The organism is Rhodococcus sp. NyZ502 (assembly GCF_041464245.1).
Classification (GTDB): domain Bacteria; phylum Actinomycetota; class Actinomycetes; order Mycobacteriales; family Mycobacteriaceae; genus Rhodococcus_F; species Rhodococcus_F qingshengii.
Genome location: NZ_CP167155.1, coordinates 533,201 through 544,830 on the forward strand (window position 1 = coordinate 533,201; position 11,630 = coordinate 544,830).

General features: G+C 63.3%; 13 protein-coding genes. 5 read left to right on the forward strand and 8 right to left on the reverse strand.

Annotated features, from left to right (window positions below; genetic code table 11):
- Positions 1–39: 39 nt before the first annotated feature.
- From ACBG85_RS02550 to ACBG85_RS02570, 5 genes are all read right to left on the reverse strand, one after another.
- Positions 40–1,332, reverse strand: a complete 1,293-nt coding sequence (locus ACBG85_RS02550; RefSeq protein ID WP_063315189.1) for a carboxylesterase family protein — start codon at positions 1,330–1,332, stop codon at positions 40–42.
- An 85-nt stretch (positions 1,333–1,417) separates the two neighbouring features.
- Positions 1,418–1,978, reverse strand: a complete 561-nt coding sequence (locus ACBG85_RS02555) for a TetR/AcrR family transcriptional regulator (protein WP_003943459.1) — start codon at positions 1,976–1,978, stop codon at positions 1,418–1,420.
- A gap of 15 nt (positions 1,979–1,993) precedes the next feature.
- Positions 1,994–2,464 carry a nuclear transport factor 2 family protein gene (locus ACBG85_RS02560; protein ID WP_007732407.1) on the reverse strand — a complete coding sequence of 157 codons (471 nt, stop codon included), beginning with the start codon at positions 2,462–2,464 and terminating at the stop codon, positions 1,994–1,996.
- Between the two features lie 129 nt (positions 2,465–2,593).
- A complete protein-coding gene (locus ACBG85_RS02565; protein WP_003943506.1) occupies positions 2,594–3,268 on the reverse strand; it encodes a Crp/Fnr family transcriptional regulator in 675 nt (224 codons plus the stop codon).
- A 255-nt stretch (positions 3,269–3,523) separates the two neighbouring features.
- Entirely contained in the window at positions 3,524–3,796 is a 273-nt protein-coding gene (locus ACBG85_RS02570) for a hypothetical protein (protein WP_019746620.1), read from the reverse strand.
- An 80-nt stretch (positions 3,797–3,876) separates the two neighbouring features.
- Here ACBG85_RS02570 and nth point away from each other — a divergent pair, with 80 nt between their 5' ends.
- Genes nth through ACBG85_RS02590 form a run of 4 tightly spaced genes read left to right on the forward strand, consistent with a single transcriptional unit; the run spans position 3,877 to position 7,225 of the window.
- Positions 3,877–4,662: an endonuclease III gene (gene nth / locus ACBG85_RS02575; RefSeq protein WP_003943471.1), complete on the forward strand. Its 786-nt coding sequence runs from the start codon at positions 3,877–3,879 to the stop codon at positions 4,660–4,662.
- Between the two features lie 6 nt (positions 4,663–4,668).
- Positions 4,669–5,322: a TlpA disulfide reductase family protein gene (locus ACBG85_RS02580; protein ID WP_003943500.1), complete on the forward strand. Its 654-nt coding sequence runs from the start codon at positions 4,669–4,671 to the stop codon at positions 5,320–5,322.
- On the forward strand, positions 5,319–6,038 hold the full coding sequence (locus ACBG85_RS02585; protein WP_058038253.1) for a CoA pyrophosphatase: 720 nt from the start codon (positions 5,319–5,321) through the stop codon (positions 6,036–6,038). Before ACBG85_RS02580 ends, ACBG85_RS02585 begins: the two co-directional genes overlap by 4 nt.
- Positions 6,035–7,225, forward strand: a complete 1,191-nt coding sequence (locus ACBG85_RS02590) for a MarP family serine protease (protein ID WP_003946095.1) — start codon at positions 6,035–6,037, stop codon at positions 7,223–7,225. Before ACBG85_RS02585 ends, ACBG85_RS02590 begins: the two co-directional genes overlap by 4 nt.
- A 3-nt stretch (positions 7,226–7,228) precedes the next feature.
- On the opposite strand, the gene ACBG85_RS02595 is transcribed toward ACBG85_RS02590, so the two are convergent.
- The 3 genes from ACBG85_RS02595 to nhaA are packed head-to-tail and all read right to left on the reverse strand — an operon-like array spanning position 7,229 to position 10,020.
- The gene (locus ACBG85_RS02595) at positions 7,229–8,164 is read right to left on the reverse strand and encodes an alpha/beta fold hydrolase (protein WP_007732412.1); all 936 of its coding nucleotides are present in this window, start codon (positions 8,162–8,164) and stop codon (positions 7,229–7,231) included.
- Positions 8,165–8,179: 15 nt separating this feature from the next.
- The gene (locus tag ACBG85_RS02600) at positions 8,180–8,689 is read right to left on the reverse strand and encodes a phage holin family protein (protein ID WP_007732413.1); all 510 of its coding nucleotides are present in this window, start codon (positions 8,687–8,689) and stop codon (positions 8,180–8,182) included.
- Positions 8,686–10,020 (reverse strand): Na+/H+ antiporter NhaA, encoded by a 1,335-nt coding sequence (nhaA, locus tag ACBG85_RS02605; protein ID WP_007732414.1) that lies wholly within the window; start codon positions 10,018–10,020, stop codon positions 8,686–8,688. Before nhaA ends, ACBG85_RS02600 begins: the two co-directional genes overlap by 4 nt.
- A 173-nt stretch (positions 10,021–10,193) precedes the next feature.
- Between nhaA and ACBG85_RS02610 the strand changes: the two genes are divergently transcribed.
- A complete protein-coding gene (locus ACBG85_RS02610) occupies positions 10,194–11,585 on the forward strand; it encodes an MFS transporter (protein ID WP_063315960.1) in 1,392 nt (463 codons plus the stop codon).
- Positions 11,586–11,630: the final 45 nt, after the last annotated feature.

An 11,630-nucleotide genomic window follows, 5' to 3' on the forward strand; every position in this document is an offset into this window, starting at 1 on the left:
AGACGGGATTTCTCCGGGTGGGTAGGCGCCCGAAGTTGCTCAGGAGAAGGTGATTCCGATCGATTGGGACGAGGTGTACTTCTCCCAGGTTTCGCTGCTGTCCGGACTTCCCGTGTGCGCAAACGACGTCCAGTGCCGGCGTATCCGACGGCCCAGTGCGTCGATGCTCTGCCAGTCGCTGCTGCCCAGCATCGGTGAGCCCTGCCAGGACTGCTCGGTTCCCAACACGAAGGGTAGTTCTATGCAGTGAGTTGCTCCGAAGACGTCGTCCGTCGGTGCCCAGTCGAAGCGGTACGTGTACACCGACGCGCCGGCCGCTGTGAAGGTCTCGGCCAGCTCCATTGCCGGTTCGGCAAACATGTTCTGTGTCAGTGCCTTTTCGGCGACGTGTTCGGGATCGGGTACTCCCGCTACGTCGCGCACGAAAGCAGATCCCTCCTCTCGGGTGTATCCCACGATGACGTCAGGCGCTGTTTCGAAAGTTCGGATCACCGGTTCCAGTTCGGAGATCGGCGCGAAGGGCGGTTGCACGACATTGGGGGACCGCCGGCTGAACTCGACAGCCGTGCCGCGGAATGCGTCGAGAATGTGGGAGAGCGGTGCGGTCCGAGGATCTCCGTCGAGCAGTCGGGCAAACGTCTCCCCGTTCTCGATCGCGGCAGCCTGCGTGAAGTTGAGGTCCGGCCGTGGGGTGCTCTGCAGAATTGCTCGATGGAACAGGGTTCGAGAGTTGTTACTGCTCAACAGATTCACAATGGAATGGGCGCCGGCCGACTGCCCGAATACGGTGACCGAGTCTGGGTCGCCGCCGAATGCCTCGATGTTCTCGCGCACCCACTCGAGCGCCGCGATCTGATCGTGTACCCCGAGATTGCCTTCGCTGACGCCGTCGAGGAGGAGGTATCCGAGCACGCCGACGCGATAGTTGACCGACACCACGACGACGTCGCCCTCGGCTGACAAAGCGCCGCCGTCGTACCAGGGGAGTGAGCCGCCGCCACTGGAGTACCCGCCACCGTGAAGCCACACCATCACCGGGCGATGACCGGTCAGCGACGGGGTTGTGACGGTGACGGTGAAGCTGTCCTCGCTGTGCCCCGGTTCGGGGAGCGGTGGCCCCATGATGCGTTCGAGTCGTGAAGGTGGTTGGGGGAAGACCGTTCCAAGCGCTGTGGCGTCGAAGACGTCGGAGAACGGTTCCACCGGTCGCGGCTTCTCGAAGCGCGGTGCGCTGGCGTAGGGGATCGCACCGAAGTAGTAGGAACCGTCACGCTTTCGGCCGCGGACCTTCCCCGAAGGGGTGGATGCGATCACCGTCTCGAACGAGGGCATGGGTTCCTTTCTTCTTGTGCATGCTTTTTCGAGCATGCCAGGTGGATGCCGCGGCACAAATGCCTTTGTGGTCGTGCGGTATGCGTTACGGCGTGAGTGCCTGTACCAGTCGATCTTCGAGTCGCGTCGTCACTCGGCTGTATACGGAACCGTCGTCCAGGGCCCGGGACATCACGATCGCCCCTTGGATCCCGGCCACGGCTTCTTCGGCGAGTCCGATGGAATCTTCGGCACCGACGAGTGCCGCCTCGAGAGCCGCTGTCCATTCGTCGAAGTATGTTCGCACCCTGGCGCCGAAGCGGTTTCGCTCTTCACCGAGTGCAAATGCGCCGAACAGGCAAATGCGTTGCCCTGACCGAAAGTAGTCGCCCGCGGTAGCGAACATGCTCTGGATGCGCTGCCTCGGTGGAACCGATTCTGCTCGAAGAGGTTCGAAGACTTCGCTGCGAAACCATCCGTCGACCTCGTCGAGCACCGCCTCGGCCATCTCTTCCTTCCCGCGCGGAAAGAAGTTGTAGAGACTGCCTTTGCCCAAACCGGTGTGTTCGGTGATGACGGCCAGGCTTGCTCCGTCGAACCCGTAGGTTCGAAACACGTTCGCGAGAGCGGGAATCGTGTCCGAGCGTTCAGCTACCTGTCTGGCCATGGATTCATCCTTTCATCACAGACCCAACTCGCTCAGGCCCGGATGATCGTGCGGGCGTGGTCCGGTCGGATCCCAGAAGAACTTTCGCTCGGACTCCTCGATGGGAACGTCGTTGATGCTGGCATGACGGTGGTGCATGAGTCCGTCGGCGTCGAATTCCCAGTTCTCGTTGCCGTAGGAGCGGAACCACTGCCCGTCGTGATCGTGCCACTCGTACGCGAATCGCACTGCGATGCGGTCGTCGCTGTGTGCCCACAACTCTTTGATCAACCGGTAGTCCAGTTCGCGGGTCCACTTCTCGGTCAGAAGTTCGACGATCTCGGATCGGCCGGTCACGAACGTCGACCGATTACGCCACCAACTGTCCGGCGTGTAGGCCAGTGACACCTTGTGCGGGTCGCGGGAGTTCCATCCGTCCTCGGCGAGGCGGACCTTCTGGACGGCAGTTTCGTGAGTGAAGGGCGGAATCGGTGCTCGGACGGTCATTGCGGGGCCTCTCGATCAGATATGTACCTATCGGTACAGACTTTACCGATAGGTACAACAAGAGTTCAGTGAACGACTTCGGCCGCCCCCACAGAAGCGGGAGCGGCCGAAAGAGTCGAACAGGAAGAGCTAGCGCGCGCGACGAGCGAGGCGCTCGGAATCCGAGATCAGGACGCTCTTGCCTTCGAGGCGAAGCCATCCGCGGTGTGCGAAATCGGCGAGCGCCTTGTTGACGGTCTCGCGGGAAGCGCCGACGAGCTGGGCGATCTCTTCCTGCGTGAGGTCGTGAGTGACGCGCAGGGCGCCACCTTCCTGAGTGCCGAAGCGCTGCGCGAGCTGCAGGAGCGCCTTGGCGACACGGCCGGGAACGTCCGTGAAGATCAGGTCGGCCAGGGTGTTGTTGGTACGACGCAGACGGCGGGCGAGAACGCGCAGAAGCTGCTCGGCGATCTCGGGGCGCTGCTGGATCCATGCCTTGAGAGCGTCGCGGTCCATGCTCACGGCGCGAACCTCGGTGACGGTCGTAGCCGTCGAGGTGCGGGGGCCGGGGTCGAAGATGGACAGTTCGCCGAACATGTCGGACGGGCCCATGATCGTCAGCAGATTCTCGCGACCGTCGGGTGAGCGTCGACCGATCTTCACCTTGCCGGACACGATGATGTACAGGCGGTCACCGGGTTCACCTTCGTTGAAGATGACATGTCCACGGGGGAAGTCGACGGGCTGCAGCTGCTTTGTCAGCGCCGCTACCGCTGAGGGCTCGACTCCTTGGAAGATGCCGGCTCTTGCCAGGACGTCGTCCACGTGCGCTCCTTGTTGGGATTTGTTCGTTTGTGGTGTCATTTTTGCGCTATCTATCTTTGTACCCTCGCTGTGCACAAACCGTCGTACACAGGCTCAGCCCTCATGAGTGAGACACTGTGTCCAATGCAATCTGTGTTCAATGCAACAGGTACGGCATCGAAGTCTACGTCCCGTTAGCTCGCGACGAGTGATTGATGCCACGTAAGAGCCGAAAATTCTTCCGGAATCCGCTGCGGTGACTACTTTGTATGGCCGTCAACTTGCCCGTTGTGTCCGGATTTCGCCCAGGCTGGCGCTCTCGGGAGCCTCCGACTGACGGCCCTTACGCTTCCGGTGGAAGCGGGCGAACGCATGGGGAAACCCATCGCTTGCCAGGCGGGCGACGTCGTCGTGACTTGCCTGGTCGAGGAAGTCTTCTACTTCATGCTCTTGGACCGAGAGCCGACGCAATCGCCCTTCGACTCGTTCCATCGCCAGGGCAAAGAGCATAAGCAGTAGCGGAAAGAGAATTACTGCGAGTCCTTGCATAGGGGGAAGTAAACACGTCGAAGGTCTCAGAATCGACACGACGGAGTCTCCACTCATGTCGTATCCGTACAGTTGTCTGAGTGCAGACCACCCCGACAGGCAGTTCAGAGCAGCGGAAGAAACCGCGTTCGGGGGGTGCGCGGAAGGAAGAATCACACCTCGGATTGGTACGCCGGGCGCGTCGGATGAATCGTGAGCTCGCTGTGGCTTTCCCACACGTGTACTGCGAACTCGACTTCACGACTCCGTTGGAACTGGCAGTGGCGACAATCCTGTCGGCGCAATGCACCGACGTCCGCGTCAACATGGTCACGCCGGCACTCTTCGCCCGTTATCCCGACGCAAAGGCATACGCGGAAGCCGATCGGACCGAACTCGAGGAGTACATCCGCTCCACCGGCTTCTACCGGAACAAGACGACGTCGCTGATCGGACTCGGTCAGGCGCTACTCGAACGCCACGACGGGCAGGTCCCGAACAAGCTCGAAGATCTGGTGAAACTCCCAGGCATCGGACGCAAGACCGCGAACGTCGTGCTGGGCAATGCCTTCGACATTCCGGGAATCACCGTCGACACCCACTTCGGTCGGCTCGTGCGTCGGTGGAAGTGGACCGAGGAAGAAGATGCCGTCAAGGTGGAACACGCCGTCGGGGCACTGATCGAACGTAAGGAATGGACTCTGCTCTCGCATCGCGTGATCTTTCACGGCCGACGGGTCTGCCACGCGCGCAAGCCCGCATGCGGTGTGTGTGTTCTGGCCAAGGACTGCCCGTCGTACGGTCTCGGCCCGACCGACAAAACCGAGGCCGCGGCCCTGGTGAAAGGCCCCGAGACCGATCATCTGCTCGCCCTGGCAGGGTTGTGATCACCGATGACAAGTGCCGGAAGATGGTCTCTCGCTGCGCTCGTGGTCGTCGCGGCTCTCGTCGTGGCGATCTGGCCGCGCGGAGGAGACGACACGACGCCCACCTCGACGGGCCCGTCCTCGTCCGCGTATCAGCCGCCGACGTTCACTCCGTCGTCGGAATCGCTCGATCAACTCCGTAGCCAGGCGGCTCTGGCCTCCTGCCCGACTCCGACCGGCGAAGCGCCTGCCGGCTCGGCTCTCGCCGGAATCACCCTCGACTGCGTCTCCGACGGAGCGCCCGTCGACCTTGCCGCAGCGGTGGGCGGAAAGCCGACTCTGCTCAATCTGTGGGCGTACTGGTGCGCGCCATGCGCCGAAGAGCTTCCGTACCTTCAGGAATTCGCGGAGCGCGCCGACGGCAGCATCAACGTGCTGACCGTGCATTCGGATCCGAATCAGGAGAACGCTTTGACGCGACTCATCGACTACTCGGTGCGTTTGCCCGGCGTCCAGGACGGTGACGGCAAGGTACGGATCGCAGTGGGCGCACCGCCGGTGCTGCCGGTGTCGGTGCTCGTGCGCGCGGATGGAACAGTCGCCAAGGTCTTGCCCCAACCCTTCCGCAGTGCGGACGAGATCGCCGCCGCTGCGGCGCAATATCTGGGAGTCGTCGTATGAGCACACCGGTTCCCGAGTGGTTGCGCGCTGTCGCCAGCACCCAGCCCACCGATCCCCATCGGATCAACCCCGTCCTCGAGCGTCGCGCGCCGCGCGGCACCGTGACGCGTCCGGCCGCGGTGCTCGTGCTCTTCGGCGGACCGCGTGAGGCCGACCCTCTCGCCGTCGGCGGCTTGCCGGAGGGCGCAGACGTCCTGCTGACCCAACGGGCGTCGACGATGCGTCAGCACAGCGGACAGGTCGCATTCCCCGGCGGTGCCGCCGATCCGGGCGACGACGGCCCCATCGGCACCGCGCTGCGTGAAGCGCAGGAGGAGACCGGGCTCGATCCGAGCGGAGTTCAGCCGCTCACCGTGCTGCCGGAGATCTTCATCCCGCCGTCGGGTTTCGACGTGACGCCGGTGCTCGGCTACTGGGAGCAGCCGACGACGGTGGGCATTCAGGACGAGGGCGAGGTCGGACGGGTGGCCCGGGTGCCGCTGCGCACGTTGCTCGACCCAGACAACCGGTTTCAGGTTCGACATCCCCTCGGATACCAGGGCCCGGCGTTCCGCGCCGACGGCATGCTGGTCTGGGGGTTCACAGCAGGAATCCTCGCGGCGCTGTTCACGGTGTCGGGCTGGGAGATTCCGTGGAATTACGAGGACGTGAGAGACCTGGACACAGCGCTGTCCGAGTTCGGTGAAGGTGTCGAGGATTCGGCGGTGCCGCGATGACAGGTTCTCGTTGGGTGGACATCGCCATCGTTCTGGTCGCCCTCATCGCGGCCACGTCCGGATGGCGTCAGGGCGCGGTGGCGTCGGCGCTGGCGTTCGTCGGCGTGATCCTCGGTGCCGTCGCCGGGATTCTGTTGGCGCCGCACCTGCTCGTGCACGTCACCGAAGGCAAGCTGCGCATCCTCGCGGGCATCTCGCTGATCGTCGTGTTGGTCATCATCGGCGAGGTCGCCGGCATGGTGCTCGGACGCGCGGCGCGCAGCGGAATGCACAGTCCGACGGCGCGATCCGTCGACAGCGTCATCGGTGCGGGTCTACAGGCGGTGGCTGTCGTGGTCGCGGCGTGGTTGCTCGCGATTCCGCTCACTTCCTCGTCGCAGCCGAATATTGCCGCCGCTGTTCGTGGTTCGGACGTTCTCGCCAGCGTGGACGAAGTGGCGCCGCAGTGGCTGCGCCGCATCCCGACCGAGTTCTCGGCGCTGCTCGACACCTCCGGCCTGCCTGACGTCATCGGCCCGTTCGGGCGCACGCCCATCACCGAGGTCGAAGCACCCGACGCGAGCGTTCTCGCCAGTCCGTTGGCGGCGCAGTTGCGTCCGAGTGTTCTCCGCATCAACGGCGTCGCACCGAGTTGCCAGCGCGCGCTCGAGGGATCCGGATTCATCGTCGCCCCCGAACGCGTCATGACCAACGCCCACGTGGTTGCCGGAACCGAGAGCATCACCGTGGACACCATGGAGGGCGCACTGCCCGCGCAGGTGGTGCTCTTCGACTCCGCCGTGGACATCGCGATTCTGGCGGTTCCCGGATTGGACGCGCCGGTGCTGCCGTTCGCTCCGGAGCAGGCTCGGACCGGTGACAACGCGTTGGTGCTCGGTTACCCCGGCGGTGGTCCGTACACGGCCAGCGCAGCCCGCGTTCGTGAGGTCCTCAACCTGAACGGGCCGGACATCTACAAGGCCGGAACCACCCAGCGTGAGGTCTACACCGTGCGCGGATCCATCCGGCAGGGCAACTCGGGTGGACCGATGGTCGATGATCAGGGGCGGGTCCTCGGCGTCGTGTTCGGTGCTGCCGTCGACGACAGTGACACCGGATTCGTCCTCACCGCGCAGGAAGTCTCGCGCCAGTTGAACGCGGCTGCCTCGGCATCGACGCCCGTACCGACGGGCGCGTGCATCCTGTAGCGGTCACTTCTCCGTAAGGAGGAAGTCCCCGAGTTCGCGATTGACGCGCTCGGGGGCTTCCTGATGCGCGTAATGACCGACTCCGGCAATGGTGCGCAGTTTCTCGCCGGGAGCCCAGTGCTTGTCGCGACGCACGGTACGGGTGAGCACGTACGGGTCGAGTTCGCCGTGAATCTGGACGATCGGAATGCGAAGAACCTGATCCATCAAACGCATGAAACGTCGGCCCTCGGGGCGGAGCTGGCTGCGGAAGGCCCAACGCTGGTACTCCAAGGTGGAATGCGCGACGCCCGGGATCCGGATCGCGGACCGCATCTTGCTCATGACGTCTGCGAATTCGGGTTGCTGCGGCCAGGTGGGGCCCGACCGCGAGCGAACCAGACGCTCCACTTCGGCGCCGTTGTCGGCCGTCAACCGACGTTCCGGGCGTAGCGGTACCTGATAGGCCAGGAACGAGGGCAAAAGCGCGCGGCGCTGATAGGGGTCGCGGACGACTGCTTTCTTGAGCGCCATCGGGTGTGGAGACGAGATCAGCGCTATCGACCGCACCAGGCGTGGATGCAGGAGCGCGGTCGCCCAGCACACCAACCCGCCGTCGGCATGACCGATCAGCGTGGCCTTGCCGTAACCCATCGCACGAATGAGGCCGGCTACGTCACCGGCGAGCGTCCAACCGTCGTAGCCACGAGGGGGCTTGTCGGAGTCGCCGTACCCACGAAGGTCCATCGCGACGACGCGGAAGCCCTGCTCGGACAGTGCCGTCAATTGATGGCGCCAGGACCACCAGAAGTCGGCGAATCCGTGCAGAAGCACCACCAACGGAGCATCCGGCTCCGCGTCGCCTACCTCGACGACGTGAAACCGGATGCCGTTGGCGTGAATGTCCCGGTGAATCCAGGGGCCGTCGAACCTGACGGTGGATGGATCTGGGGCTGCCACTTTCGATCAGACTCGCTACCGGCGCGCGTTGAAATCGACCGACGGCTTTGCGTCGTCATGGCTGCCGGGGATGACGTTCTTGGCCTGCTTGAGCGATTCGATCGTCTTCTCCGGAGCCCTCAACTTGCGCACGCGCAGATAACCGAGCAGCGCCAGAATCGCGGTGGTCACCACCATGATCAGGAAGACGATGAGGAACGCCAGCCAGCGCGGCACCCAGGTGTCGAGCATCTCGGCCAGGAAGAAAAAGAAGAAGAACGAGCTGAACAGCAGAACCGTGAAGGCCAGGATGAAGAAGACGCTGCCCTGCAGACCCTTCTTGACCTCGCCCGTCACCTCGGCCTTGGCAAGTTCGACCTCGGCGCGCACGAGGGTGGAGACCTGTGCGGTCGCGTCCTTGACGAGGGCCCCGATGGTGGCCTCGCCCGGCGTGCGGGCGTCCACATCGGTGAGAGGGATGGAAGAGACCGTGTTCGGTACTCCATCTCCGGTGAAGCGCTGGCTCTCTCCGTTGGTCAAGCTCACTTGTCGACCTCTCCAGGTAGTTCTCTCGCGTCCGTGGCAATGGCGGTGGAAGCGTCGTCTCGAGCCGCATGAACTCGTCCACGTCGCCACAGCAGCGCTGATCCGATCAGCGATGCCACCAACGATGTCACGAGAACTGCGGCCTTCGCTATCTCGGCCTCGCTGCCATCGCCGACCCCGTCCAATGCGAGGTCTGCTACAAGCAGGCTAACGGTGAACCCGATGCCACCGAGAACTGAGAGGGCAAACATGTCTCTCAATTCCAGTGTCTTGGGTTTGGTTGCTATCCCCAATTTGATCGCGAGCAGGGAAATTCCGAAGATTCCGACGGTTTTGCCGACCAGAAGACCGACGACGACCGATTGCCCTACTGGGTCGGTGAAAATGTCGCCGAGTACCGCCGCGTTGATCGGAACACCGGAGGCGAACAGTGCGAAGACGGGGACACAGAAGCCTGCGGAGTAAGGCTGAATGCGGTGCTCGAGACGGCTACCGGGCGCGTACTCCTCGTCCGGATCGCGCCTCACCCGGGTGAGTAAGCCGAGCGCGACGCCCGCGAGTGTGGCGTGAATCCCCGCTTCGTGCATCGCGTACCAGGTCAGTAGTGCCAGCGGGACGTAGAGGAACGGCGTCGTGATGCGTTTGTGTTGGGCGTAGGCGTAGGCAGCCAGGGCTGCGGCCGCGGTCAGCAGCCACAACATCGCGAGGGAACCGGTGAACAGTACGGCGATGAGGATGATCGCGAGCAGATCGTCGACGACGGCCAGGCTGAGCAGGAAAACTCGGGCGCTCGCCGGGATCTTCGAGCCGGTCAGCGCGAGCACGCCGAGGGCAAAAGCGATGTCCGTCGCGACGGGAATGGCCCAGCCCTTGTCCATGCCGGGCGTGCCGAAACCGATGGACGCCGCGATGATCGCGGGAACCAGGACGCCGCCGCACGCCGCGATGATCGGGAGCATCGCGGCTTTGCGGTCCGCGAGTTCGCCGACCACCAGTTCACGTTTGAGTTCGAGGCCGGCGACGAAGAAGAAGACGGCAAGCAGTCCGTCCTGCGCCCACGTGCCCAAGCTGAGGTCGAGATGGAGTGCGGACGGACCGATCTGGAAGTCACGTAGTGCGATGTAACTCTCACCGAAAGGAGAGTTCACCCAGATCAGAGCGAGGGCGGCAGCGATCAGGAGGATCGATCCGCCCACCGTTTCGGTGCGGAGGTAGCGGGACAGTTCGGAACGCAGGGTGGAGATCACGCGTGGGGACGACCTTTGTTCGTGCAACCGAATTCGGATGCAACAGACATGAACGTGATCGACGTTGTGACGCATCGAATGCACGTGCCGACCAGACTTCCCGGCTCACCTTTACGGAATTTTATCGCGGATTGCCCGCTGAGCCGAATTCGCGAACCGAATTTGCGTCGGAAAACCCCGCGGGTGTTCAATTCCTACTGATTGGGACACTATCCCACCAATTGGACATCTTTCGTATAACGGCGCAGGAGCATGTTTTGAGTACGTCAGTCAGTGAGAATCCACCCAAGCCGGAGGGCGGCGACGCAGATACCGTCGCCGGAGTGCCGCGCAGCCGAATCGTGGTCGCCAGCATGGTGGGTACGTCCATCGAGTTCTACGACTTCTACATCTATGCAACAGCGGCAGTATCGGTGTTCCCGCACCTGTTCTTCCCGAAGGGCAACGACACCACCGCGCTTCTCGCGTCGTTGGCGACGTTCGGACTCGCGTTCGTCGCCCGTCCCCTCGGTTCGATTCTCTTCGGACACTTCGGTGACCGCGTCGGACGCAAGGCAACTCTGGTCGGCTCGCTGCTGACGATGGGCATCGCGACCTTCCTCATCGGACTGCTGCCCACTTATCACCAGATCGGACTGCTGGCCCCGGCGTTGTTGGCGCTCATGCGTTTCTGCCAGGGTCTCGGGCTCGGCGGCGAATGGTCGGGTGCGGCGCTGCTCGCGACCGAGACAGCCAAGGAAGGCAAGCGGGCCTGGGCGGCGATGTGGCCGCAACTCGGTGCGCCCATCGGCTTCTTCATGGCCAACGGACTGTTCCTGATCATCACGTTGTTCATGAACCACGACAATTCCAGCCCGGACCTCGAGGGCGCCTTCCTGAGCTGGGGATGGCGAATTCCGTTCCTGCTCAGCGCAATCATGGTGATGATCGGCCTGTACGTCCGGCTCAAGCTCGAGGAAACCCCGGTGTTCGCGCGTGCAGTCGAGCGCGGCGAGAAGGTCAAGACTCCGGTCGCCGAGGTATTCAAGACCAGCTGGCGTCAGCTGATCGTCGGTACGTTCGTGATGCTCGCGACGTACACGCTGTTCTACATCATGACCACCTGGGTTCTCAGCCACGGAACCGGCAAGACGCCGGCCGACGGTGGAACCGGTGCGGGCTTCAAGTACACCGATTTCCTTGTCCTGCAGTTGATCGCAGTCGTGTTCTTCGCTGCCGCCGTGCCGGTCTCGGGTTGGCTCGCCGACCGTTACGGGCGTCGTATCACCTTGCTGATCATCACCGGTCTGATCATGGTGTTCGGCTTGACCTTCGGTGTCTTCCTCGAACCGGACGGAATGAACGACGGTCGCATGTTGGCGTTCCTCATCGTGGGCATGCTGCTCATGGGCCTGACCTTCGGCCCGATGAGTGCCGTTCTCCCGGAACTCTTCCCGACCAACGTCCGCTACACGGGCTCGGGAATCGCGTACAACACGGCCAGCATTCTGGGCGCAGCGGTGGCGCCGTTCATCGCCGTCTACCTCGCGAAGAACTACGGCGTCGGTTGGGTCGGCATCTATCTTCTCGTAGCGGCGACGCTGACTTTTGTCGCGCTGCTGGTCATGCGTGAGACGAAGGGTGAGTCGCTCGACGATGTAGGGGCATAACCCTGCTGTGCGCCTTTATTAACCCCCGGCGGTTAATAAAGGCGC

Bases quoted from the DNA above. Each gene is read 5' to 3' on its own strand.
- ACBG85_RS02590 (WP_003946095.1), top strand. From the start codon at position 6,035: ATGACAGGTTCTCGTTGGGTGGACATCGCCATCGTTCTGGTCGCCCTC.
- ACBG85_RS02560 (WP_007732407.1), bottom strand. From the start codon at position 2,464: ATGACCGTCCGAGCACCGATTCCGCCCTTCACTCACGAAACTGCCGTC.
- ACBG85_RS02550 (WP_063315189.1), bottom strand. From the start codon at position 1,332: ATGCCCTCGTTCGAGACGGTGATCGCATCCACCCCTTCGGGGAAGGTC.
- ACBG85_RS02580 (WP_003943500.1), top strand. From the start codon at position 4,669: ATGACAAGTGCCGGAAGATGGTCTCTCGCTGCGCTCGTGGTCGTCGCG.
- ACBG85_RS02570 (WP_019746620.1), bottom strand. From the start codon at position 3,796: ATGCAAGGACTCGCAGTAATTCTCTTTCCGCTACTGCTTATGCTCTTT.
- ACBG85_RS02555 (WP_003943459.1), bottom strand. From the start codon at position 1,978: ATGGCCAGACAGGTAGCTGAACGCTCGGACACGATTCCCGCTCTCGCG.
- ACBG85_RS02585 (WP_058038253.1), top strand. From the start codon at position 5,319: ATGAGCACACCGGTTCCCGAGTGGTTGCGCGCTGTCGCCAGCACCCAG.